General features: G+C 70.3%; 21 protein-coding genes. 16 read left to right on the plus strand and 5 right to left on the minus strand.

Going from position 1 to position 23,246, the window contains the following annotated elements:
- Position 1 precedes the first annotated feature (1 nt).
- Complete coding sequence (locus G6O69_RS36320; protein WP_176397289.1) at positions 2–913, minus strand: VTC domain-containing protein; 912 nt, start codon at positions 911–913, stop codon at positions 2–4.
- 143 nt (positions 914–1,056) lie between these two features.
- On the opposite strand from G6O69_RS36320, the gene G6O69_RS36325 reads away from it, so the two are divergent.
- Entirely contained in the window at positions 1,057–2,349 is a 1,293-nt protein-coding gene (locus G6O69_RS36325; RefSeq protein WP_172308052.1) for a sterol desaturase family protein, read from the plus strand.
- On the plus strand, positions 2,346–3,464 hold the full coding sequence (gene ansA / locus G6O69_RS36330; RefSeq protein ID WP_346017131.1) for an asparaginase: 1,119 nt from the start codon (positions 2,346–2,348) through the stop codon (positions 3,462–3,464). Before G6O69_RS36325 ends, ansA begins: the two co-directional genes overlap by 4 nt.
- A gap of 70 nt (positions 3,465–3,534) precedes the next feature.
- Here the strand turns inward: ansA and G6O69_RS36335 are convergent, their stop codons facing one another.
- Entirely contained in the window at positions 3,535–4,428 is an 894-nt protein-coding gene (locus tag G6O69_RS36335; protein ID WP_172308053.1) for a DNA-3-methyladenine glycosylase 2 family protein, read from the minus strand.
- 65 nt (positions 4,429–4,493) lie between these two features.
- Between G6O69_RS36335 and G6O69_RS36340 the strand changes: the two genes are divergently transcribed.
- The gene (locus tag G6O69_RS36340) at positions 4,494–6,164 is read left to right on the plus strand and encodes a radical SAM protein (protein ID WP_172308054.1); all 1,671 of its coding nucleotides are present in this window, start codon (positions 4,494–4,496) and stop codon (positions 6,162–6,164) included.
- 5 nt (positions 6,165–6,169) lie between these two features.
- Here G6O69_RS36340 and G6O69_RS36345 read toward each other — a convergent pair whose 3' ends face one another.
- Both G6O69_RS36345 and G6O69_RS36350 read right to left on the minus strand, forming a co-directional pair.
- The gene (locus tag G6O69_RS36345) at positions 6,170–7,618 is read right to left on the minus strand and encodes a hypothetical protein (RefSeq protein ID WP_172308055.1); all 1,449 of its coding nucleotides are present in this window, start codon (positions 7,616–7,618) and stop codon (positions 6,170–6,172) included.
- A gap of 141 nt (positions 7,619–7,759) precedes the next feature.
- A complete protein-coding gene (locus G6O69_RS36350; RefSeq protein WP_172308056.1) occupies positions 7,760–9,763 on the minus strand; it encodes a S8 family serine peptidase in 2,004 nt (667 codons plus the stop codon).
- 248 nt (positions 9,764–10,011) lie between these two features.
- On the opposite strand from G6O69_RS36350, the gene G6O69_RS36355 reads away from it, so the two are divergent.
- From G6O69_RS36355 to G6O69_RS36375, 5 genes are all read left to right on the plus strand, one after another.
- A complete protein-coding gene (locus G6O69_RS36355; RefSeq protein ID WP_172308057.1) occupies positions 10,012–10,254 on the plus strand; it encodes a hypothetical protein in 243 nt (80 codons plus the stop codon).
- A 110-nt stretch (positions 10,255–10,364) separates the two neighbouring features.
- Positions 10,365–10,964: a hypothetical protein gene (locus tag G6O69_RS36360; protein WP_172308058.1), complete on the plus strand. Its 600-nt coding sequence runs from the start codon at positions 10,365–10,367 to the stop codon at positions 10,962–10,964.
- The gene (locus tag G6O69_RS36365; protein WP_172308059.1) at positions 10,961–11,848 is read left to right on the plus strand and encodes a hypothetical protein; all 888 of its coding nucleotides are present in this window, start codon (positions 10,961–10,963) and stop codon (positions 11,846–11,848) included. The genes G6O69_RS36360 and G6O69_RS36365 overlap by 4 nt, the downstream gene beginning before the upstream one ends.
- 126 nt (positions 11,849–11,974) lie before the next feature.
- A complete protein-coding gene (locus tag G6O69_RS36370; RefSeq protein WP_172308060.1) occupies positions 11,975–12,406 on the plus strand; it encodes a hypothetical protein in 432 nt (143 codons plus the stop codon).
- A 155-nt stretch (positions 12,407–12,561) separates the two neighbouring features.
- Positions 12,562–13,545, plus strand: a complete 984-nt coding sequence (locus tag G6O69_RS36375) for a hypothetical protein (RefSeq protein WP_172308061.1) — start codon at positions 12,562–12,564, stop codon at positions 13,543–13,545.
- 49 nt (positions 13,546–13,594) lie between these two features.
- On the opposite strand, the gene G6O69_RS36380 is transcribed toward G6O69_RS36375, so the two are convergent.
- Positions 13,595–14,818, minus strand: a complete 1,224-nt coding sequence (locus G6O69_RS36380) for a YihY/virulence factor BrkB family protein (RefSeq protein WP_172308062.1) — start codon at positions 14,816–14,818, stop codon at positions 13,595–13,597.
- Positions 14,819–15,319: 501 nt separating this feature from the next.
- Here G6O69_RS36380 and G6O69_RS36385 point away from each other — a divergent pair.
- From G6O69_RS36385 to G6O69_RS36420, 8 genes are all read left to right on the plus strand, one after another.
- Positions 15,320–16,186, plus strand: a complete 867-nt coding sequence (locus G6O69_RS36385) for an endo alpha-1,4 polygalactosaminidase (RefSeq protein ID WP_172308063.1) — start codon at positions 15,320–15,322, stop codon at positions 16,184–16,186.
- Between the two features lie 15 nt (positions 16,187–16,201).
- Positions 16,202–17,005 (plus strand): inositol monophosphatase family protein, encoded by an 804-nt coding sequence (locus tag G6O69_RS36390; RefSeq protein WP_172308064.1) that lies wholly within the window; start codon positions 16,202–16,204, stop codon positions 17,003–17,005.
- A gap of 76 nt (positions 17,006–17,081) precedes the next feature.
- Positions 17,082–17,765, plus strand: coding sequence for a DUF4178 domain-containing protein (locus G6O69_RS36395; protein ID WP_172308065.1), 684 nt, complete (start codon positions 17,082–17,084; stop codon positions 17,763–17,765).
- A 9-nt stretch (positions 17,766–17,774) separates the two neighbouring features.
- On the plus strand, positions 17,775–19,088 hold the full coding sequence (locus G6O69_RS36400) for a DUF4178 domain-containing protein (protein ID WP_172308066.1): 1,314 nt from the start codon (positions 17,775–17,777) through the stop codon (positions 19,086–19,088).
- Positions 19,089–19,099: 11 nt separating this feature from the next.
- Positions 19,100–19,294, plus strand: a complete 195-nt coding sequence (locus G6O69_RS36405; RefSeq protein WP_172308067.1) for a hypothetical protein — start codon at positions 19,100–19,102, stop codon at positions 19,292–19,294.
- The gene (locus tag G6O69_RS36410) at positions 19,294–19,524 is read left to right on the plus strand and encodes a DUF350 domain-containing protein (RefSeq protein ID WP_172308068.1); all 231 of its coding nucleotides are present in this window, start codon (positions 19,294–19,296) and stop codon (positions 19,522–19,524) included. The genes G6O69_RS36405 and G6O69_RS36410 overlap by 1 nt, the downstream gene beginning before the upstream one ends.
- 6 nt (positions 19,525–19,530) lie before the next feature.
- Complete coding sequence (locus tag G6O69_RS36415; RefSeq protein WP_346017132.1) at positions 19,531–21,258, plus strand: polyamine aminopropyltransferase; 1,728 nt, start codon at positions 19,531–19,533, stop codon at positions 21,256–21,258.
- 248 nt (positions 21,259–21,506) lie between these two features.
- A complete protein-coding gene (locus tag G6O69_RS36420) occupies positions 21,507–23,243 on the plus strand; it encodes an NAD(P)/FAD-dependent oxidoreductase (protein ID WP_172308069.1) in 1,737 nt (578 codons plus the stop codon).
- Positions 23,244–23,246: the final 3 nt, after the last annotated feature.

The following is a 23,246-nucleotide window of genomic DNA, read 5'->3' on the forward strand; positions in this document are numbered from 1 at the left end:
CTCAGACCGCGCGCTGCCCTGGCGGCCCCCCTGGCGGACCCCCTGGCGGCCCCCCTGGCGGACCGTGGACGGCCGTCGACGCGGCCAAGAACTTGCTGAAGCGCCGCCCGCCTTCCTCTGCCGGCCACAGCCCGAGCCCACCGCTCACCGCTTGCAGGACCGCAAGCCACTCGGGCTGGTCGCGAGACAGCTTGAGCTCGACGAGGCACTCCCCCTGCTCCCCCGCCGGCCGCTGCCCCGCCGACACGCTCAGCGCCTCGCCAGGATCGAGGCCCTCGCGCCTCGCCGCCGCGTAGAAGCGCAGCTGGCTGTCCAAGGTGATCCGCAAGTCCCCCGTGGCGTCCTGCCAGGCTCGGCGCCGATAGCAGACGACACAGTCGGGGCGCAGCGGCTCGCTCGCCGCAGCGCAGAGCTTGCCCAGCTCGGCGTAGACAGCCTCCCCCCCTGGCCCCCAGCGCCCCCGTTGAGCCGAGAGGCTCGGGCCATCGAGCGCTCCCTCGCTCAGCAAGGTGGACAGCGCGTCTGGATCCGCGTGGAGCCGCAGCTTGCGGGTCCGCTGCCCCGTCCGCGCCTTGAGCTCGAAGTAGGGCCGTGCGGCGTGCTCGCCCGCGCCCTCCCGGGGCAGGACCGCCCCGGCGTCGTAGCTGCGCATTCGCAGCTTGAGGTTGTCTGCCCCGCTCGCGCAGCGCCGCGCGATATCGCGGCTCGGCGTATCGAAATAGAGGGTGGTCAGGCTGCGAGCGCGCGCCGGCTCGCCTTCCCCCAAGCGCGCGCTCACCCTCGCGACGAAGGCCTCGACTCCACTGGGTGCCAAGAAGAACTTTCGCTCCACACGCTCGATGTAGACCCACCCGTCGGCGCGACGAGCTGCTCCCCTGGCTGTCCGCTCTTCTCCGCCCTTCACCGTCTTCATCCGAGTATCGACCATCGCCGAGGGCAGCGCCATTTGCGCCAGGTGCGCAACCCGAACACCTCGCTACGAACCAACGAACACCCGGCTCATCCGGCTGGCACCAGCCCCGATGCATTAGACTCGAACACGAAAGGCGCCCGCCAATGGTCAACTTGATCACCTACTCGATCCCGATCTTCTTCGCGCTGATCGGGATCGAGCTGCTCGCCTCCCGACTCATGGGTCGGCGGGTCTACCGGCTCAACGACTCCGTCGACGACCTCAACTGCGGGATCGTCAGCCGCCTGCGCGGGCTGTTCACCGGCGTGTTGACCTTTGGCGCCTACCTGCTGTGCTACGCCTTTGGCCGCGAGACCCTCGGCCTGCCCGCGCTCACGGCCAACAGCTGGGTGGCCTGGGTCGTCGCGTTGATCGGCGTCGACCTCGCCTACTACTGGTTTCACCGCCTCTCTCACGAGGTCAATTTTCTGTGGGCGGCGCACGTCGTCCACCACCAGAGCGAGGAGTACAACCTCGCCGTCGCCCTGCGTCAGAGCGCCTTCCAGGGCCTGTTCAGCTTCGTATTCTACCTGCCCCTGGCCCTCGCCGGCGTCCACCCGCTGGTCTACGTCGCGGCCGTCCAGATCAACACGATCTACCAGTTTTGGATCCACACCCGGCTGATCGGGCGCATGGGCCCGCTCGAGTGGGTGCTCAACACGCCCTCGCACCACCGCGTCCACCACGGCGCCGACCCCAAGTACCTCGACCGAAACTACGCCGGCATGCTGATCATCTGGGATCGGATGTTCGGCAGCTTCCAGCTCGAGGAAGAGGAGCCCACCTACGGCACCACCAAGCCGCTCGCGCGCTGGAACCCGCTGTGGGCCAACTTCGACTACTGGGCCCAGCTCGTCGCCCAGGCCCGCACCTTCGATCGCTTCGCCGACCGCGTGCGCCTGTTCTTCAAGCGCCCCGGCTGGCGCCCCGAGCAGCCCGTGCCCACGCCCCCCGAGGTCCGCGGGCGCCCGGTGTTCGACGCCGACACCAGCAAGGCGCGCAAGCGCTACCTCTTCGTGCAGTTCGTCGGGCTGATCATCGCCACCGTCGTGCTGCTCTTCGCAACCGGCGCGCTCGGCTGGCAGGCCAAGCTCGGCCTGAGCCTGTGGATCCTGATCACCTCCGTGGCCGTCGGCGTCGGCTTCGAGCAAAAGCGCAGCTTCGCCGTCCTCGAGGGTCTGCGGCTGATCGGCCTGCCGCCCCTCGTGGCCTGGCTGCTGTGGGAGACCGGGATCAGCGCGAGCCAGAGCACCAGCTTCGCCATCGTCGCCGCGGCCACGCTCTTCGCGGCCGCGTCTGGGCTGTGGGCCTGGCTCAGCGGCCGCGCTCGGGGCACCATCCTCGACCCCGCGCCGGCCATGCCCTCCACGACGCTGCGCGCCCCCGATCCATCGTGAGCACTCGCCCCAAGATCTTCGTCGTCTACACCGGCGGCACCATCGGCATGCGCAAGACCTCGCGCGGCTACCAGCCGGAGTCCGGCTACCTCCAGCAGCTGATCGATCAGGTCCCCCGCTTCGCCGACCCCGAGGTCCCGCACTTCGAGATCGACGAGTTCGATCCCCTGCTCGACAGCTCCGACATGACCCCGGCGCACTGGCTCGACATCGCCGAGCGCATCCGCCGAAACTACGCCGCCTACGACGGCTTTTTGGTCATCCACGGCACCGACACCATGGCCTTCACGGCCGCGGCGCTGAGCTTCATGCTCGAGGACCTGGGCAAGCCGGTGATCCTGACCGGCTCGCAGATCCCCCTGGAAGAGACGCGCAACGACGCCCAGGCCAACCTGCTCACGGCGCTGATGATCCTCGGCCGCCACCACCGGGACCTGGCCGAGGTCATGATCTACTTCGACTCGCTGCTGCTGCGCGGCAACCGGGCGCGCAAGGTCTCCGTGGGCAGCTTCGACGCCTTCTCCTCACCCAACTACCCGCCCCTGGGCCGCGTGGGCATCGAGATCGGCATCGACTGGCCGCGCGTCCTCCCGCCTCGGGCCGCCCGCCCGGAGCCCGCCGAGATCGCCGTGGTCGAGCTCGGTCGGGCCACCGTCGCCGCCTACCGGCTCTTCCCCGGGCTCAAGCCCGCCCAGCTCTCGGCCATGCTCGCGCCCCCCGTACAGGGCGTGGTCCTCGAGTGCTACGGCACCGGCAACGCGCCCACGGCCGACCCCGAGTTCATGCGCGTGATCCAGGCGGCCACCGAGGCCGGCGTGGTCATCGTCGCCGTCACCCAGCCCCTGCGCGGCTCGGCCAACCTCGAGCTCTACGCCACGGGGCGCGCGCTCTTCGACGCCGGGGTCGTCAGCGGCTACGACCTGACCACCGAGGCCGCCCTGGCCAAGCTCTTTTATCTGTTCGAGAAGGGCTACGGCGCGGGGCTGGTCAAGGAGCTGATGCAGCGCCCGCTGGTCGGCGAGCTGACCTTGCCCGGGGCCGCCGACGACAAGCTCGCCGAGCTCACGCCCTGGACCATCGAGGACCGCGAGCTCAGCGAGCGGCGCGAGCACTGAGCGAGCGGCGCGAGCACTGAGCGAGCTCGGCGCGAGCACTGAGCGAGCTCGGCGCGAGCACTGAGCGAGCTCAGCGCGGCCGTTGCCCGCGGATCCGCGGCCCAAAGCGCGGCGCCCGGATCCCCGCCGCCCACAGCTGGCGGATCACCCGAAAGCGCTGCCCAGCCCAGGGCGCGAGCAGCTCGACCATGCGCGCGTCGTCGGCCCGCGCCTCCCGGGTCAGGCCCCAGGCGACCATCGAGGGCAGCTCGTAGTCGCCGAGGGGGACGACGTCGGGATCCCCAAGGCCCCAGCCGCGGACCATGCCGCTGGTCCACGGGCCGATGCCCGGGAGCAGCTCGATCTTCGCGGCGAAGGCCTCGGGCGCGAGGGCGGCCCACTCGCTCACCCGATCCGCCCGCGCCGCGAGGCCGAGGATCGTCCGCGCGCGCTTGCGCTCGATGCCCATGGCCGCGAGATCCGTGGCCCCGAGGGTGCGCCACTGGGCCGCGCTGGGCGGGAGCTGGAGCGCGAGGGGCCCCGGCGCAGGCACGCCGAGCTTGGCCTGGATCTCGTACTGGGTCGCCACGGCGTCGCGCCAGGCCACGCGCTGGCGGAGCACGTAGGCGACCAGCAGCTCGAACACGCTCGGCGCCCGGACCATGCGCACCCCGGGACAGCGGCGCTGGAGTCGTCCCGGCAGGCCCTCGAGGCGCGGCGGGCGGTCGTCCAGGCCGAGCAGCGAGGGCACGCGCGCGAGCAGCCAGCTCGCCCCGGGGCCCCAGGTCTCGCTGTCCACGGTCCCCGCCGAGGGATCCACGAGCACGCGCAAGGCCGCCGGTCCCTCGGGGGTGTGCGTCGCCCGGTGGAGCTCGCCCGCGCCGATCTGCCGGATCGTCGGGTTGCGGCTCCCGTGATCCGCGACGAAGAGGCTGCGCCCGAGGTCGTAGGGCCCAGTCAGCACGTCCCGGCGTCGCTCGCTCATGCGCCCCGCGATGGTACAGTGATTCGCGGCCCCGTGCCCCCGCCACCCCGCGCCGCGCCCCCGCCATGGAACCCAAAGAGCGCTTCGAGATTCAGCTCAGCCACGTGTGCAACAACCGCTGCGTGTTTTGTGTGAGCGGGCAGATGACCGAGCTGCGCATGGCCAAGCCCACGCCCTTGCCGGAGGTCCTCGCCCGCTTCGACGAGGCCGCGGCCCGGGGGATCACCAAGGTCACGATCCTCGGCGGCGAGCCCACCATCCACCCGACATTTTTCCCGACCCTCGACCACGCCCTGAAGCTCGGCTTCGAGACCATCGAGATCTTCACCAACGGCACGCGCCTCGACAAGCAGGACTTCATCGATCGCGTGATGGCCCGGGGGCGCGACAAATTCCACTGGCGGATCAGCATCCAGGGCTGGGACGCGGCCACCCACGACGCGACCACCAAGAAGCCCGGCGCCTTCGCCAAGATCGTCACCGGCCTCGAGCGCCTCGCCGCCCTCGGCCAGCCGATCTCCTGCAACATGTGTGTGGTCGAGCAAAACTACCGCTCGCTCACCGAGCTGCCGGCCTTCGTGACCCGCTACGCCATCGACCAGGTCCACCTCGACATGGTCCGCCCGCGCGACGCCGGGACGCGCAGCGACGACGAGCTCGACGGCATGCTGCCCGACTACGCGGCCCTCGCCGAGGTCATGCGCGCGATGTTCGAGACGCTCGAGCGCGTCGCCCCGGGCTTCGACCTCGACGTCGGCAACCTCCCCTACTGCCAGCTGCCCGAGTGGGCCCAGCACGTCCACCACGGCGGCAACACCACCTACACCGTGTCGGCCGACGGCCCCGGCAAGCTGTCCGTGGTCGCCTGGGACAAGTACGAGGACAAGCGCAGCGACAAGCAAAAGCTCGAGTCCTGCGACTCGTGCGTGTTCGAGCGTCGCTGCGACGGCTTCGTCGAGCTCTACGCCCAGCGCCGCGGCACCGCCCAGTTCCTCCCGGTCTCGCGCGAGAAGCTGCGCCGCATCGACCCCGACCAGCGGACCTTCGTGCATCAGCTCGACGCCGCCCTGGTCGCCATGGTCCGCGAGCGCTTCGCCGGCTGGCACCTGCACGCGGCCGACGACAGCGAGCACGACCGCTGGGCCCGACAGACCTGGGTGCACCGCGACGGCGGCCGGGCCACGCTGCTCTTCGTGCCCGCCGAGCCCGAGGACGGCCAGGGCGGCGACGCCGAGCACCGCGACTTTTGCCTGCGCCTCGAGGCCTGGTCGGGCGTCGACGAGGACCGCCTCGTCGCGCTGATCGAAGGCGTGTTCGAGCGCGTGGCCGCCCGCCTCGAGCCCCCGGGTTCGGACGAGCGCCCCGCCCGGACCCGAGTCGCGCCCACGCGCGCGCGGCTGCGAGCGCGGCGAAGCTGGCGAGCCGAGCCCGCGCAGCTCGGCCCGGCCGTGCGCGCTGGCCTCGCCCGCGTCCTGAGCCAGCAGCCGATCGCCGCGGCCTGGCGCGTGGCAAAGACCCACGCCCACGCGAGCGAGGCCGGCGTCAGCGTGGACTTCGTGGGTCCCGGCGGCGAGCGCAGCACCCTGCACCTGCTCGGCTCGGGCAACGCCCTGCGCGGGCGCTGGGACTTTGGCCGCGGGGGCGAGGCCAGCAAGCGCGCGCTGGCCATGGCGATCGGCCGCCTGCTCCGACCTGGACCCGACGCCGAGGATCCCAAGCGCGCCGCGGCGCGCTGAGCTCCTCAGAGCACCGAGACGGGATCCACGTCCCCAGGCGACTCGTCGTCGCCGACGTTGGCCGTGTGGCCGAGGCCGAGCTGGCCGGAGTCGTTGTAGCCCCAGCAGCGCACGTCGTGGTTCTCGAGCAGGGCGCAGGTGTGAGCGCCGCCAGCGGCGATGGCCAGCGCGCTCCCGCCGAGCTCGACGAGGCCCGCGTCTTCGGGGAGCTCGTCGTCCCCGATGTCATGGGTGTGACCGAGCCCGAGCTGGCCGTATTGATTTTGGCCCCAGCACGACACCTCGCCACCACTGAGCAGGGCGCAGCTGTGATAGCCGCCCAGCGCGAGCTGCTCGACGGCCCCAGGCAGGCTCACCGCGGACTCGGAGGAGGGGGACTCGTCGTCACCGATGTTGTTGATGTGGCCGAGCCCGAGCTGACCATACTCGTTGCCCCCCCAGCACATGACACCACCGTCGCTGAGCAGCGCGCAGGTATGAAACGCGCCGAGCTCGACGTCGACGACCTCGATGTCGGACGACAGGCCCAGCGAGACGAGGTCCACGCTGTCGGGGAGCTCGTCGTCACCGACGCCGTTGGTGTGGCCGAGGCCGAGCTGACCGTAGAGGTTGTTGCCCCAGCAACGCAGCTCGTGACCCTCGAGCAGGGCGCAGCTGTGGTGGCCGCCAAGGCCGAGCTTGGTCGCCGACCCGCCCAGAGAGAGGCTCTCGCCGGGGGCGTACGAGGAGGCGATGTTGCCGTAGCCGAGCTCACCAGACTCGTTGTATCCCCAACAGCTGACCGCGCCGCCGTCGAACAAGGCGCAGGTGTGGGCGGAACCCAGGCCGAGCTCGACGACCGAGGACAGACCGAGCCCTCCCAGGTCGGCGAGGGTCTCGTCGTCACCGATGTTGTCGGTGCCGCCGTTCCCGAGCTGGCCGGAGCTTCCGATCCCCCAGCAGCGCACCTCGCCATCCTCGAACAGGGCGCACGCATGCCCGCCAAGGCTGAGCGCGGTCGCCATGTCTGGCAGCAGGAGGTCACCGGCATCGCTGGGGAGCTCGTCGTCACCGATGTCGTAGTTGTGGCCGTAGCCGAGCTGGCCGTACTCGTTCCAGCCCCAGCAGCGCACGCGTCCGCCGTCGATCAGCGCGCAGACGTGCTGCTCGCCGAGGCTGAGCGCCGCGACTGCGGTGAGGGTGCAGTCGTTGTCGCAGCCATCGCCATCGACGGCGTTGCCGTCGTCGCACGCCTCGCTGCCCTGGACCTCACCATCACCGCACACCGAAGGCTCGCTGGTGTCCTCGGTCCCGCCCTCGGTCTCCGTCCCCGTCTCCGCCTCGTCCCCTGCGACACACTGGTCGGGCATCGCCTCGCAAAAGGGCACCCCCGAGCACGCCAGCGAGGACGCGCCGAGGGCCGCGAGCAGAAGGGGGAGGCCGAGCGAGGCCGCCTGGTTCTTGCGTGGTCGCATGCCACCATCTTGCACCGAGCCGTTCGCAGCGGGCAGCGGAAGTCCGCGTATTCGCGCTCACGTCATTGCGATATCGGCAGCGCGCGCGCGAAGGAGTCAGCCCGCCAGCCGGTCTTTGAACTAGCCACCAAGCTCGGGCGCTCAGCAAGACGAGTGCGCCAGCTTGATCTGATAGAAGACCTGCTGCGTACCCGAGACCGAGGCGCCGATGAGCTGCGCTTGCCACGAGCCCCCGGTCGGCGCGAGCGCGCCGCTGACGTGGACCTTCTGCGTGACCGAGAACGCGATCTCGGCGCTGCCCCGGGTGACTCCGCTCGAGTCCTCGATCTCGAGGCGGATGTCGTTGTGATTGGTGTATCCCTCGGGCCACCACAGCGTGACCTCGAGCTGGCTGTCGCCCGGGATCACGGGGAAATTGATGATGTGCTTTTGACCCTGGCTGACGTTGCGCGAGCCCTGCACGAGCAGGTGACACGCGGGATCGTCGAGCTCGAGGTCCCCGGCGCCGTAGGTGTAGCTCAGGCTCTGGCGGTGGCCGGCGTTGATCATCGCGGCGTAGACCAGACCCGGCTGGCTCCCGCCCGCGTCGCGCAGGTAGTCGTCGATCAGCATGGCCGCACCAGCCGCGTAGGGAGCGGCGCCGCTCGTCCCCGTGAAGCTCGCCACGCAGGTGTCGCAGGCCGTCGAAGCCGAGACGCTGTCCGTCGGCGCGCGCAGGTCGGGCTTGTAGCGATAGTCGGCCGTGCCGCCGCGTGACTGCTCGACGAGGTGGGCGAGGGTGTCGATGTGGTAGGCGCCGATCCCCAGGGCCTTGTGCGCGTCGGCGGGCGAGGCCACGGTGTAGTAGGACGGGCCGTCGTTTCCGTTGGTAGCGATCACCGCGCTCCCCGAGTCGAAGGCGTCGTCGGCCGCCATCGAGATCGAGCTCGTCGGCCCCCAGATCGGCTGCATCTCGGCGAGGATGACCGCGTCGCCAAAGAGCACCGCGCTCTCGAAGCCCCGCAAGACCGCGGCGCTGTCGAGCGTCATGCAGGTGTAGACCTTCCAGCTGTCGACCTTCGCCCGCGACACCCCGACATAGTTGTCGGTCAGCGGGCTGTGCCCGGTGAGGATCGCTATCGAGGCCGTCCCGTGGTTCCAGCAGTCGTCGTCGGGGTTCCAGGTCCCGTCGTACTTGTCGCCGCAGGTGCTGGTCCCGTTGACGCAGTCCCGCTCGATCGCCACGCGATCGGGGTCCTGGAACACCCCGTGGCTGCTGCGCACGCCCGTGTCGAGCACACCGATGTAGTGCCCGCCGCCGTCGTAGCCGGCGTCGACGAAGAGATCGCTGGCGATCAGCTCGCGCCCATCGGAGATGTATCCGGGCGGGGGCAGCTCGGTCTGCACGGGCTCGACGTGCAGGACCTCGGCGCGGCGGGCGAGCTCGGCGACGCGCGCGGCCGGGACATCGACGCGCAGCGCCTGGCCAAAGGTAAAGTGCTCGAGCACCCGAGCGTCGGCGGCCTCGAGCGCGGCGATCGTGTCGACGAGCTCGGCCGCCCGCAGCCGCTCGACCCTGGCGATGCCCTCGGCGCGCGCGGCCAAGATCCGCTGGTTGGCGACAGACTCCCGCGCCTCGGTGTGGATCAACGCCGGCAGATAGGCCATCGGCGTCCTGGTCTCGAGGTTGAAGATCAGCTCGACGCGCGCGTCGGGTTCGGCCTGCGCGAGCAGCTCTTCGACCTCGGCGGTGATGACCCTCGCGGGCTGTGGCGGGCCGCCGGCGAGCTGCTCGAGGTCCTCGCCGGTCACGAAGGGCCGCAGCTCCTCGGGATCCGCGGCCACGGCGAGCTCGCGCGGCCCGTAGCCCCTGCGCTCGACCTCGCGCTCGCCATCGTGATGGTCGATCCTCAGCTCGAAATTTCGCTCACTCGCCCGGGCGAGCTCGGCCGCGATATGAGCCTCGGCGCGCGCGAGCTCTCCCGCGTCCTCTCGCGGGTCGGCGTCGGCGGAGAATTCGAGCTCGAGCTCGAACGAGCGCGCATCGAGCGGGCGCTCGTCGACGGGGTCACAACCGACGAGGGTCGCCAGCGAGCCCGCGAGACCGAGGGAGCGGCCGAGCTTCGAGGAACAGGCGTGAAGGACCGAGTTGTTGATGTGTCGCATCCGCACGGACAGACGGCGGCTTCAGCCGGCCGATCCCCTTGCGACGACTTTTTTCCTCGTCATCGTGGCCCTCGAGCAGCCGGACCTTCTTCAGGTACTGCTCTTCCGCGACGATTCACAGACTCTGAGCTCGCCGAGCGCGAGCGCTCACTCGCAGGTCGGCGCCGCCCCGACCGCGACGCCAGGGGAGCCCGAGCGCGGCTCCGCGCGTCGAGCCACTCGGCGACAAAAGCTGCTATGGAGTCGTCATGGCCCGCTCCGCGACGAACGCCGACGTCGTCAACGTCATGTACGAGCAAGTCGATCGCCTGCGCCGAACCATCGGCGTCGCCCCGATCCGCCTCGCCCGCGCCAGCAATGGCGATGGCGCGCCTCGGCTCAAGGTCTCCGTCGTCCCTGGCATGGCCGCCAAGGTGCCCACCTCGGTCACCTTGAAGATCCGCGGCGAAGAGGTCGAGATCCCGCTCGAGGCCTGCGAAGACTACCGATAGCCCCAAGACGGCGCCCGAGTGAGGCTGCGCAGTGCTTGCGTCCTCCCGGCCCGCCTTTGTCGCCGCCTCCGGGTTTGAAGGCTCGTCCCCGCGTGGGACCATCCTCGGCCGTGAGCACCCGCGACCTTGGCAACCCCGCCGAGCAGCCGACGAAGATCCGCAAGCGCGACCGCCTGGCCGTCGCCGCCTTCTTGCTGCTCTTCTTGATCCCCTTGCTGCTGCGCGGCTCGGTCTTGCCCGCGGGCGTGCCCGCGCCCCTGGTGCTGCGCAAGCTCCACAACATCGCCTGCCTGTTCACCCACAAGCCCGAGGGCTGGAGCAGCTACTACGTCCAGATCCGCTACCCCGGTGAGGCCGGGTGGGCCAGCCTCGATCAGCGCGAGCTCTTCCCCCTCGAGCCCTTTGGTCGACGCACCCGCATGCACCGCTTCCTGGTCGCCTGGGGCGCCCGACCGGGGCCGCGGACCGAGGACATGGCGCGCTGGATCGTCCGCGAGCACGAGCGCCGCCACCCCGACAACGGCGCGCTCGCGGGGATCCGCTTCACCCGCGCGTGGATGATCCCGAGCCGCGATCAGCCCCCCGAGCAGGGCTGGGCGCACCCCGACTACCGCGAGGTCCCGCCGGCGCGGCGCCGCGTGATCGCCAGCTACACCCGCGCCAAGCTGCTCGGCCCGTGGCAGCGCGCCGAAGAGGGAGCGGCACGATGAGCTCGCCCGATCAATCCCCCGCGCTGCTGCGTCATTGGCAGCGCTTTTGGTACACGCCGATCGATCCCGCTCCGCTCGCGCTCTTTCGCCAGGCCTTCGCCTGGACCATGTTGATCTACTTCTTGGCCTGGGCCGTCGATGCGCCCGAGTGGCTGACCGCGGCCGGCTATCACCCCCCGGCCGCCCTCGATCCGGCCAACTCGCCGCAGCTCCCGCTGCTGCCCGAGGCCGCGCTGCCCTGGGTCGGCGGCCTGTTCTTCGCCGCGCTGCTCGCCTACATCTTTGGCTTCGCGCGCAAGCTGGTGATCTGGCCGGTGTGGGCTGGTGCCGTCTACGTGCTCATGGCGGATCCAATCTCCGCCTTCACCATCAACCGGCTGTTCGTGATCGGCCTGACGATCCTCGCGCTCGCCCCCGAACCAGAACCCGAACCCGAACCCGAACCAGCCACACCCGAGACCGGGGTCACCGAGCCTCAGCTACGCCAGCGTGCATGGCCCACGCGCATGCTCCAGCTCACGCTGATCGCCCAGTACTTCGCGTCCGGGCTGTGCAAGACCATCAACGGTGACTGGTGGACCGGCGAGGACGTGCTGTGGATGCAGATCCAGGGCATCTACATGACCGACGCGGCGGCCTGGATGGTGCGCGTGCTTCCGCACTGGGTCTGGGGTGTGCTCGAGGCGCTCGCCTTGTGGTTCGAGCTCCTCGCCCCCTTGCTGTTCGGAATTCGTCGACTGTTGCCTGTGGCTTTTTGCCTCGGGATAGGCATGCATTTGATGATCGCAATGACCATGGATCAGCTGATCTACTTCAGCCTGCAAATGTGCTGTTTCTACCTGGTCTTCCTCCCAGCGCCCTGGGCACGCAAATTAGCCATCTGAGCCGACTGAGGCGACCAAGTGCCAAGTTGGCACATCAGCGCCCGCGCCCCGAGCGTGAATCGAACAATTCTTCGCGATGATTTTTGTACCCTGGTCAGTCGACAAAAGTCCCCCTAGACTTTTGACATGGCGCGACAACCTCGCAATTGGGCGGCGATGGTGAGAAACGCGATCGACGAGCGCGATCGCGGGCTGCTCGAAGGTTGGCAGCGAGCTCAGCGCAACTGGTCGGTGCAGCGCCGGCTGGTGCTCGCAGACCTCGAAGAGATGCGCGCCTGTGTGGAGCGCCACCTGGAGATCCTCGAGGCTCGTCGCGTGGCCCACGGCATCAGCATTTCACTTCGTGAGCCCCCGCTCGAGCGCCCGCGCAACACCGCCCTGCCCTGCGCGAGCTTCGAGCTGCGACGCAAAGACGACTGGCTGCTCGTGGAGGTCGAAGCCCGGGGCTCGGACCTCCCCAGGCGCAAGATTCGAGATCAGCGCGGGCGCTCGCTCGGCTCGGATCTACAATTTGCGCTGCGTCTTTGGCTGGTGATCACGCTCCACGTCCGATTCTGAGCGCCCCCCTCCCACGGTCGAGCGACTACAGGAGTCACGCGAGTCACGAGATTCACGGGGGGCTCCCGGTCACGCGCGGGTCCCCCAGTCACCTGAATTATCGACAATTCGGGCCACACTCTGGAAACACCCCGAAGAGGTGCCACGGTCGCCATATGACGATCTCCTGCGCCCTCGCCCTGCTGCTCGCGCTCAGCCCGGATCCGACCTCGGCCACCGCGTCCGCCCAGGCCGAGCCCTCAGTCGAGTCCTCGCCACAGCCGTCTGCCTCGGCGCCCGCGACCACGGCTCGCGCGCGCGCTCCCATCGCTGTCCGCGCCAAGCTGCTCGCGGAGCTCGGCGCCCTCGGGGTCGCCTACCACACGCTCCAGTTCAGCAAGCAGGGCACCAACTTCGACCTGCGCCGGGACGGGCGCCAGGACACCATGTTCCTGACCGGGCGCGTCTCCGCCGAGCTCGAGATCGACGATCACCACGAGATCGTGTTCTTGTTCGCGCCCATCCGCCTGCGCACGCAGACCGTGCTCCAAGACGAGCTCGTCGCCGATGACGTCACCTTCGCGGCGGACACGGGCATCGAGCTGTTCTATGGCTTCGACTTCTACCGGCTGAGCTACGCCTACGACTTCTTCACGGATCCCGGCGACGAGCTCGCCTTGGGCTTCTCGTTGCAGTTTCGCAATTTCCGCTCGTCCTACGTGTCCACCGACGGCGAGCAGGCCGTGACCAACACCAACTTTGGCCCGGTCCCGGCGATCAAGCTGCGCGGGCGCCACGAACTCGACCACGCCAATTTCTGGTACGGCGGCGAGATCGACGGCTTCTACGCCAACATCCCCTATATCAACGGTGGCGACGATCCGGTCGAGGGGCTGATCATCGACGCGAGCTTGCGCGCCGGCGTGACCGTGGCGGGGATCATCAAACCCTTCTTGAACCTGCGCTACCTCGGCGGGGGCGCGCGCGGGACGAGCAGCGACAAGGTCGGCGGCGACGGCTACACCAGCAACTGGCTGCATACGGTCGGCGCGAGTCTGGGCCTCGAGCTGGCGATCCCGATCGTCGCGGGGGACCGCAAAGCTCGCGACGCCGAGCTCGCCGAGCGCAAGGCCGCCCGCAAGGCTCGGCGCGGGCGCTGACGCCCAAGCCTGACGCCCCACAGCGCGTCGACGCGTCGGCGACCCGCGCTCAGACGGCCTGGGCCGTGCAGGTCGACCCCGAGCTCGCGGCCTCGACCCTGGCCGCGTCGACGGCCTCCTCGACCTCGTCGACCACGTCGTCGTCGCCGCTGCGAGCCTCGCGCTGGAGCTTGCGCTGCGCCTTGCGCTCGAGCCTGTGCTCGCGGCGGGTCGGCCCGAGGTGATCGGCCACGTAGGCGCCGCGCTTGCCCATGGGTCGGGGCACGCCGATCGTCGAGTCGCGCATGGTCTGGTGCTCGACCTCGGCGTTGAGCTCGGCGCCCAGGAGGATCGCCCACGAGGTCGCGTAGAACCACAGCAGCAGGCCGATCACGGCGTCGAGGGCCTCGTGACCCGTGCGCGCCTCACCGACCACCTCGACATAGAGCGACAGGGCGTAGCCGACCGCCAGCCACAAGAGCGTGGCGACCACCGAGCCGAGCGAGACCCAGCGCCAGCGCGCCTGCCGACGCTCGGGGCCCCAGCGGTAGAGGGCCGAGAGCCCGAACAAGATCGCCAGGAAGGTCGCGGGCCAGCGCGCCCAGTAGAGCGCCCGCGCGAGGCCGTTGCCGATCAGCGAGCCGGTCAGCTGCTCCGGGAGCTCGACGAAGGTCAACGCGCTGGCCGCGAGCACCCCGATCCCCCCGATCAAGAACACCAGGCTCTTGAAGTTCTCGCGCAAGATGCCCGGGCGCTCCTCCTGCTCGTAGGCCAGGCCGACGGCGGCGACCAGGGCCTTGGTGCCTCGGTTGGCGCTCCATAGACTCAGGGCCAGGGCGATCACGGCCTTGAAGGTCAGCGAGCTCGGCCGCGTCTCCACGGCGCGATCGAGGAGCTCGACGATCAGGTCTCGGCCGGCCCCGGGCGGGACCAGCTCGAAGAGCGGCTCGAGCACCAGGGCCAGGTCCTCGGGGGCGGCGAACAGGCCGTAGAGCGAGACCAGGGCGACCAGCGCCGGGGCCACGGCCAGGACCGCGTAGTAGGTGACCCCCGCCGCGACCATGTCGAGGTTGTCCTGGCGGATCTCCGCGACCATGCGGGTCAGGATGTCCTTCCAGCCCGACCAGGGGATCTGCAGCGGTGAGATCGCGTTGCGCCCGCGGGTGCGTCCGTCGGGCGCGATCGGCTCGATCTTGACCATGTCTTCGCTGCGCACGACCCCGTCGACGGCGCGACCTGGAGCCGGGCGCCGCAGCTCACCGTTGGTCACGCTGCCTGTCGCGCTCTCGCTCACGCCCTCACCTCGATCGCCTTCGTCATGCGCGAGACAAAGAGCAAGTTCCATGCCGTGGGACGCCCCCCACTTTGCCGCTCTAGGAGCCCGTGGTGAAACCCAACACGACACCTGGCTTGGTCTTTTCGCCGAGGGCTTTGTCGCCAAAACTTGCAGTACGCCCGGTACAGCAGCGTTTTGGCTTCGCGCCCTCGACGAGAATCCCGGCGCCAGGAGCCGCGCTGGGTTCCACCACGGGCTCCTAGCGCCCCGCGGCGCTGGGCAAGCCTGTGACATTTCGGCTCACTGGGCCCGGCGGCCCCCATTTCGTCACACTCGCTCCCGACACTAGTGTGCGCGCCAGAGGACTTGAAGGGTCTCAGGCGCCGGACCGCCGGTCGCTGACGAGGCGCGAGGAGGGAGTTTGTCGGGAACAAATGACTGACGAGCAACGAAGTCAGCGGCCGGTGCTCCAAGCCTGGGGCCCTTCAAGTCCTCTGGCGCGCACACTAAGATCCCCCCATGCGCCGCCGCCTCGCCACATCGCTGCCCCTCCTGGTCGCGGCCCTCGCCCCCCTCGCCTGCGGGCCGACCAACCAGTACACGCCCCTCGATCCCGACATCGACCCGGTGACCGAGGGCGAGTGGTACCGCCCCGGCGTCGACGCGACCTGGCAGTGGCAGCTGCTCGTCCCCGAGGGCGAGGCCGGGATCGACACGAGCTACGCCGTCGAGGCCTACGACATCGACCTCTTCGACACCGACGCCGCGCAGATCGCCGCGCTCCAGGCCGAGGGGCACACGGTGATCTGCTACTTCTCCGCCGGCTCCTGGGAGCCCTGGCGCGACGACGCCGACGACTTTCTCTACGACGACATCGGGGATCAGCTCGAGGGCTGGGCCGAGGAGCGCTGGCTCAACATCCGCTCGCCCGTGGTCGCGGCGATCATGCGCTCGCGCCTCGACCTCGCCGTCGACAAGGGCTGCGACGGCGTCGAGCCCGACAACGTCGACGGCTACGACAACGACACCGGCTTCGAGATCACCTCGGACGATCAACTGGCTTTCAACCGGACCCTGGCCAACGCCGCCCACGAGCGCGGCCTCGCCGTGGGCCTGAAGAACGACCTCGCCCAGGTCGACGCGCTCGTCGACTACTACGACTTCAGCGTCAACGAGCAGTGCCACGAGTATGACGAGTGCGCGGCCCTCGAGCCCTTCACCGCCGCGCAAAAGCCGGTCTGGAACGCCGAGTACGTCGACGCAGACAGCGAGGAGGCTGCCCTGGCCGCCGCCGAGGACATCTGCCCGGCGGCCCTCGCCGCCGACCTGCGCACGCTGATCTTGCCCCTCGACCTCGACGACAGCTTTCGGGTCAGCTGTGATTGACGCACCATCGGGGCGATGACCTCCCCCAGCCGAGACCCTAGCGAGGACCTGCGCGCCATGTCGGCGGCCGCCGACGCCGGCGCGCGCGTGCTCGTCGAGGCCTTCGCCCACCTCGACAGCCTCGCGGTCGAGTCCAAGAGCCCCGCCAACTTCGTGTCCGCGGCCGACCGCGAGTCCGAGCTGGCGATCCGCGAGGTGCTCGCGGCCGCCCGCCCCGAGGCCGCCTTCCGCGGCGAGGAGAGCGGCTACAGCGAGGGCGCCTCGGCCCTCGAGTGGGTCGTCGATCCCCTCGACGGGACCACGAATTTCCTGTGCGGCGTCCCCCACTTCGCGGTCTCCATCGCCCTGCGCGAGGCCGACGAGACCGTAGCCGCGCTGATCCTCCAGCCGCTGACCGGCGAGCGCTTCACCGCCGCCCGCGGCCACGGGGCCCAGCGCAACGGCGAGCCGATGCGCGTGTCGACGCGCGCGCGCTGGGATCAGGTCGTGCTCGCGACCGGCGTGCCCCACCGCGACAGCCCCCACCACCAAAGCTTCGCCGCCGAGCTCGCGACGATCCGCGACCGCGTCGGCGGGGTCCGGCGCTTCGGGGCCGCCGCCCTCGACCTCGCCTGGGTCGCCTGGGGGCGCTTCGACGGCTACTGGGAGCGAGGCATCCACCCCTGGGACGTGGCCGCGGGCAACCTGCTCGTCCGCGAGGCCGGCGGCGTGGTCACGGGCCTCGACCCCGATCAGGACCCCGACACGGGCCGTGGCCTCGTCGCGGCCACGCCCTGGCTGCAACCGCAGCTGCTCGCGGCGCTGCGTAGCGCCAGCTGAGATCACCCGCCGAGATCACCCGCTGCAGGCGGGGCCATGGGATCACGATCGTGCCTGTGGCATAGTCACGGCGTCCATGGACCAGGCCGAGCAGATCTTCTGCCCCGAGTGTGGCGCCCCGATCCAGTTTCGGGGCACCACCGTCTCGGCGGTCTGCGAGTACTGCGACAGCACCGTGGTCCGCACCGGCGTCGACGTCGAGCTGATCGGCAAGGTCAGCGCGCTGATCGACAACGGCAGCCCGATCCTCCTCCACGCCAAGGGCCGCTTCGACGGCATGCCCTTCACCGTCGACGGCCGCCTCCAGGTCGGCTACGCGCGCGGGACCTGGAACGAGTGGCTGCTGGCTTTCGCCGACGGCACGATCGGCTGGCTGGTCGACGCCCAGGGCCAGTACGCGGTGCTCCGACCCATGGATCCCAGCGCCGTCTCCGGCCGCGTGCCCAGCTACCAGGAATTCATCCTCGGCCAGGAGTACAGCCTCGCCGGGCGCCCGCTCGTGGCCATCGACAAGCGCGGCGCCGCCTACAAGGGCGCCGAGGGCGAGCTGCCCTTCGAGGCCGCCCCCGGCATGCAATTTTGGGGCGTCGACCTGCGCGGCTACCAAGGCGAGTTCATGACCCTCGACTGGGGCACGGACCCCAAGCACGACAGCCCCACCCCCTACATGGGCCGCGCGGTCAGCCTCGCCGAGCTCCAGCTCTTCCCCCTGCGTCGCTTCCAGGGCTGGGCGCCGGCGCGCCCGCCCGCAGCGTCCTGAACCACCGGCATGAACCAACCGGCCGCACCCCGCAAGCTCTTCCGCGAAGAGGCCCAGACCGGCGCCATCGAGTGCCCCGGCTGCGGCGCGCCGATCACTTTGCACGCCTTCGGGGCCATCGAGCAGGTCGCCTGCGCCTACTGTGGCACCGTCGCCACCCCCGAGGACGACGGCAGCCTGGCGCTGCTCCAAAAGGCCCAACGCCAGCGCCGCGAGTCCGTGCTCCCCCTGCACCGCCGCGGCACCATCGCGGGCGTCGAGTGGGAGATCATCGGCGTGTGCTGGCGAGAGGTCCGCGACGGCGGCACCTACCCCTGGCAAGAGTTTCTGCTCTTCAACCCCTACCAGGGCTACCGCTGGCTGATCTACGCGATGACCGACGGGCAGTGGAGCTTCGGCGGCTCGCTGCCCGGCGCGGCCAAGGCCATCCCCAGCTCGCGGCCCGCGGTCGAGTACGCCGGCGAGCTCTACGCCCACTTCACCACGGGCAACGCCTACACCACCTACGTCGAGGGCGAGTTCCCCTGGCAGGTGCTCGTCGGCGACGTCGCCCAGACCAACGACTACATCTGCCCGCCCAAGCTGATCTCGATCGAGGTCCAGCGCGCAGACGAGGGCGCCGACATCAACTTCACCTGCATGGGGCCGATCGACGCCGGGGAGGTCTGGCAGGCCTTCCAGATGCCCGGCAGCCCGCCGTCTTGCACCGGCGTCCACCCGGCGGCGACCAACCCCTACAAGACAAAGTTCTACTGGATCGCCGCGCTCGTGCTCTTCGCCCTGTGGGCGGCCGCCATCGTCGTCTACAGCGGCGGGCGGGCCAACGAGGCCGTGCTCGACACGACGATCACCCCGGGCGAGTCCCTGACCCAGGAGATCGAGATCGGCGAGGACGGCCACGAGACCACCTTGTCCTTCGAGCTGCGCGCCCAGGGCATGAGCAACTCCTGGGCCTACGTCGAGGTCCTGCTCGTCGACCCCGACACCGAGGAGGCCATCGCCGTGCCCCTCGAGGTCGACGCGTGGAGCGGCGTCGACCAGGGCGAGTCGTGGAGCGAGGGCACCAACCCGCGCCGCGCGACCATCGGCGGCGTGCCCGGGGGCACCTACCTCATGCAGGTCGGCACCCAGCTCGACACCTCGACCACCGGCGACAAGGCCGACCAGCTCCAGCTGCGCATCCGCCAGGACGTCCCGCTGACCCGCTACATCCTGCTCCCTTTGCTCTTCATCTTCGGCTTTCCGCTGATCAACCTCGCCCGCAAGGGCGCCTTCGAAGCTCAGCGCATGTCGACCAGCGACTACGCCATGGGCGACGACTGAGAGTGATCCCCATGCTCACCAAAGCCGCATATATCGTGCTCAGCCTCGCTAGCCTCGGCCTGCTCTTCTTCGAAGCCCCCAGCGGCGCGCTGCTCACCAGCACGCCCGAACGCGGCAAGGTCGAGCGCCAGCAAAACCCCAACACCCACACCACCGTACGCGCGCCGATGTTCGTGTTCCTCGGTGGCTACCACGGAGGCAAGTGATGCCCCTGCTCGCCCAAGAGATCATCAACGTCGCCAACTTGCTGTCGGCGGCGGTCTACTCGGTGCTCGGCCTACTGATCTTCGGCCTGTTTTGGATGCTGATCGTCTGGCTGACGCCCTTCTCGATCCGCAAGGAGATCGAGGAGGACCAAAACACCTCGCTCGGCATCATCCTCGGCGCGGTGATCATCGGGATCTCGCTGATCATCAGCGCGGCGGTGTCCGGCTAGACGCCTGTGGAGCCCACCGCGGACGCCCCGACCACCGACGGCCCGGACCGCCCCCCGGCTCTCTCGGACGCTCCAGCTCACTCGGAGCCCGCGAGCCCCGAGTCGCCGACCCCCGCCGGGCCGCGGCCTTCGCTGCTGCTCGCCTCGGTGCTCGTGGTCGCGACCTGCGGCCTGGTCTACGAGCTGATCACCGCGACCATGGCCAGCTACCTGCTGGGCGACTCGGTCACCCAGTTCTCGCTGGTGATCGGCGTCTACCTCAGCGCCATGGGCCTGGGCTCGTGGCTCAGCCGCTTCGTGGTCGAGCGCCTCGCCAACCGCTTCGTCCACGTCCAGCTGATCATCGCCGTCGTCGGCGGGTTCTCGGCCCCGGGCCTGTTCTTGGGCTTCGCGGTCCTCGACAGCATCCGCCCGCTGCTCTTTGCGATCCTCGTGCTCGTCGGCACCTGCGTGGGCCTGGAGATCCCCCTGCTCATGCGCCTGATGCCAGGCAAGCAGGTGTTCAAGGACCTCGTCGCCCGGGTGCTCGCCTTCGACTACGTCGGCGCGCTGCTGGCCAGCATCTGCTTCCCCCTGGTCCTGCTGCCCTGGCTGGGCCTGGTCCGCACGAGCTTGATGTTCGGGCTGTTCAACGCCCTGGTCGCGCTGTGGTCGGCCTACGCCTTCCGGGCCCGGCTGCACCGCCCGCGCCTGGTCGCCGCCCAGGCCGCGCTGATCGCCGCGCTGACCGCCGTGGCCTTCGGCTTTGGCGCGAAGATCGAGACCTTCGGCGAGCGCGCGCTCTATGACGCGCCGGTGATCTTCTCGCAAAAGACGCCCTACCAGCGCCTGACGATCACCCGCTGGAGCGACGACCTGCGCCTCTACATCGACGGCAACCTCCAGTTCTCGAGCGCCGACGAGCACCGCTACCACGAGGCGTTGATCCACCCGGCCTTCGCCGCCCGCGAGCAGCTGGCCAGCACCCCCGCTCGCCGCGTGCTCGTGCTCGGCGGCGGCGACGGCCTGGCCGTGCGCGAGCTGCTGCGCTACCCGGCGCTCGAGCGCGTCGACCTCGTGGACCTCGACCCGGAGATGACTCGGCTGTTCCGCGACACCCCCGAGCTCGCCGCCCTCAACGCGGGCTCGCTCGCGGATCCCCGCGTCCACGTGCACAACGCCGACGCCATGCGCTGGCTCGAGGACCAGCGCAGCCGCGCCCTCGCCAGCGCCAACAGCCCCAGCACCGACACCAGCCCAAGCCTCGGCCCCTGGGACGTCATCGTCATCGACCTCCCCGACCCCAACAACCTCTCGCTGGGCAAGCTCTACACCCGGGCCTTTTACCGCCTCGTCCGCGCCGTGCTCGCCCCCGAGGGCGTCGCCGTGGTCCAGTCGACCTCGCCCTACCTGTCGCCGCGGGCCTTTTGGTGCGTGATCTCGACCTTGGCCGACGCCGACCTGCACCCGGCCCCCTACCACGCCCACGTGCCCAGCTTTGGCGACTGGGGCTTTGCCCTGATCTCGCGCGCGCCCTTCGAGGTCCCCGCCGCGCTGCCCACCGAGCTCCCCGCCGAGCAGCGCGAAAAGCTGCGCTTTTTGGTCGACGACCTCGTGCCCACGCTCTTCGCCTTCCCGGCGGATCAGCGCCCCATGGACGTCGAGGTCAACCGCCTCGACACCCAGATGCTCGTCCACTACTACGACCAGGACCTCGCCAGCTTCGGCCCGCTCTCGCGCCAGGCCGGCAGCTGAGCTCGCATACTAGGAGCCCGTGGTGAAACCCAACACGACACCTCGCTTGGTCTTTTCGCCGAGGGCTTTGTCGCCAAAACTGGCAGTACGCCCGGTACAGCGGCGTTTTGGCTTCGCGCCCTCGGCGAAAATCCCGGCGCGAGGAGCCGCGCTGGGTTCCACCACGGGCTCCTAGGACTTGACGGATACAGCGCCTCGATGACGCACCCAGCCCAACCGAGCGCCGGCCTGCCGGCCACGCGACCCCCATGGTCAGCCGCCGAGACCTGCTGATCGGCAGCGCCCTCGCGCCCGCGCTGGCCTGCCGCGAGAGCGCCGAGGGCCAACGCGCCGCCGCGCCGAGCCCTCGCTTCATCGGCCAGAGCCCCGAGCGCGGGCACCTGCTGCGCTCGGCCGAGCTCCTCGACAGCCCCATCGACGCCCGCGAGCGCGTTGCCGTGGCCATCGTCGGCGGCGGCGTCGCGGGCATGAGCGCGGCCTGGCGCCTGCGCAAGGCTGGGCTCGACGACCTCGCCCTCTTCGAGCTCGAGCCGTGGATCGGCGGGACCGCGGCGAGCGGCGCCCTGCCCCGCTCGCCCCACCCCATGGGCGCCCACTATCTGCCCACGCCCCCGCGCGAGTGCGTGGAGCTCCACGAGCTGCTCGAGGACATCGGCCTGGTCGTCGGCCGCAGCCACGACGGCAGCCTCGAGTACGCGAGCACGGCGATCTGCCCGGCCCCCCTCGAGCGCCACCACTACGCCAACCAGTGGTTCCCCGGGCTCTACCCCGAGCACGAGCAGCGCCCCGAGGAGGCCGAGCAGCTCGCCCGCTTCTGGGAGACCCTCGCCGCCCTCGACGGTCGCCGCGACGGCGCCGGGCGCCTGCTCTTTCGCCTCCCTCAGCGGCGCAGCGCAGCCACCCTGGCCGAGCTCGACCGCATGTCCATGGCCGCCTGGCTCGACGAGCAGGGCCTCGACAGCTGGCGCCTGCGCTGGTTCGTGGACTACGCCTGCCGCGACGACTACGGCTGCGCCGCCGCCCAGACCTCCGCCTGGGCCGGCCTCCACCACTTCCTGGGCCGCGGCCTCGCGCAAAACCGCGAAGGTCAGCTGCTCACCTTCCCCGGGGGCAACGGCGAGCTCGTCGCCAAGATCCGCGACCACGCCCGCCTGGGCACCGCGGCCGACGGCGACGGCTCCCTGCGCCGCGACCACCTCGTCTACGCCATCGACCCCGAGCGCGGCGAGCTGCGGGTCCGCGACCTCGTCGCCGGACGCAGCACCCTGGTCACGGCCGAGCGGATCTTGTGGGCCGCCCCGCGCTACCTGCTCCCCCACGTGCTCCCCCACGCCCGCGACCCGATCGCCACCGAGCTCGCCGCCGGGGCCATGAGCTACGCGCCCTGGCTGGTCGCCAACCTCGAGCTCGACGCCGCCCCTGGCGGCCTCGGGGCGCCGCTTTGCTGGGACAATGTCCCGATCATCGAAGACCCGCGCGCGCGCAACCTCGGCTACGTCGTCGCGACCCACGCCGAGCAGCGCGACCGCGGCAGCGACCCCGCGGCGGTCATCACCTACTACGAGCCGCTGGTCCCCGAAGAGGACGGGCCCGAGGCCGTCGCGCGAGCCCGCGCCCGGCTGCTCGCTGGCGACGCTCGGGACTGGGGCGAGCACGTGCTCGCGGCCATGGCCCGCATGCACCCGGCGCTCCGCGAGGAGCTTCGCCACCTGCACCTCCACCGCTGGGGGCACGCGATGATCCGACCGACGCCTGGGCTGCTCTTTGGCGGGCTGCTCGAGCGAGCGCGGGCGCCGATCGCCAGGCTGCGGGCCTGTGGCACCGACGTGGGCGGGTTGCCGCTCTTCGAGGAAGCGTTCTATGCGGCGATCGAGGCCGCAGACTGGGCTGTGGCGGGGCTGAGCGGAGCGGAGCGGAGCAGCGGGAGCCATAGCCAGGCGCGCTCGAAAACCCTGACCGAAACCTCGTCATCCCGGTCTCGGTGAACG

The organism is Pseudenhygromyxa sp. WMMC2535 (assembly GCF_011083025.2).

Bases quoted from the DNA above. Each gene is read 5' to 3' on its own strand.
- G6O69_RS36420 (WP_172308069.1), top strand. From the start codon at position 21,507: ATGGTCAGCCGCCGAGACCTGCTGATCGGCAGCGCCCTCGCGCCCGCG.
- G6O69_RS36365 (WP_172308059.1), top strand. From the start codon at position 10,961: ATGAGCTCGCCCGATCAATCCCCCGCGCTGCTGCGTCATTGGCAGCGC.
- G6O69_RS36355 (WP_172308057.1), top strand. From the start codon at position 10,012: ATGGCCCGCTCCGCGACGAACGCCGACGTCGTCAACGTCATGTACGAG.
- G6O69_RS36400 (WP_172308066.1), top strand. From the start codon at position 17,775: ATGAACCAACCGGCCGCACCCCGCAAGCTCTTCCGCGAAGAGGCCCAG.
- G6O69_RS36390 (WP_172308064.1), top strand. From the start codon at position 16,202: ATGACCTCCCCCAGCCGAGACCCTAGCGAGGACCTGCGCGCCATGTCG.
- G6O69_RS36325 (WP_172308052.1), top strand. From the start codon at position 1,057: ATGGTCAACTTGATCACCTACTCGATCCCGATCTTCTTCGCGCTGATC.
- G6O69_RS36395 (WP_172308065.1), top strand. From the start codon at position 17,082: ATGGACCAGGCCGAGCAGATCTTCTGCCCCGAGTGTGGCGCCCCGATC.
- G6O69_RS36370 (WP_172308060.1), top strand. From the start codon at position 11,975: ATGGCGCGACAACCTCGCAATTGGGCGGCGATGGTGAGAAACGCGATC.
- G6O69_RS36350 (WP_172308056.1), bottom strand. From the start codon at position 9,763: ATGCGACACATCAACAACTCGGTCCTTCACGCCTGTTCCTCGAAGCTC.
- G6O69_RS36405 (WP_172308067.1), top strand. From the start codon at position 19,100: ATGCTCACCAAAGCCGCATATATCGTGCTCAGCCTCGCTAGCCTCGGC.
- G6O69_RS36335 (WP_172308053.1), bottom strand. From the start codon at position 4,428: ATGAGCGAGCGACGCCGGGACGTGCTGACTGGGCCCTACGACCTCGGG.
- G6O69_RS36410 (WP_172308068.1), top strand. From the start codon at position 19,294: ATGCCCCTGCTCGCCCAAGAGATCATCAACGTCGCCAACTTGCTGTCG.
- G6O69_RS36375 (WP_172308061.1), top strand. From the start codon at position 12,562: ATGACGATCTCCTGCGCCCTCGCCCTGCTGCTCGCGCTCAGCCCGGAT.
- G6O69_RS36345 (WP_172308055.1), bottom strand. From the start codon at position 7,618: ATGCGACCACGCAAGAACCAGGCGGCCTCGCTCGGCCTCCCCCTTCTG.
- G6O69_RS36320 (WP_176397289.1), bottom strand. From the start codon at position 913: ATGAAGACGGTGAAGGGCGGAGAAGAGCGGACAGCCAGGGGAGCAGCT.
- G6O69_RS36340 (WP_172308054.1), top strand. From the start codon at position 4,494: ATGGAACCCAAAGAGCGCTTCGAGATTCAGCTCAGCCACGTGTGCAAC.
- G6O69_RS36385 (WP_172308063.1), top strand. From the start codon at position 15,320: ATGCGCCGCCGCCTCGCCACATCGCTGCCCCTCCTGGTCGCGGCCCTC.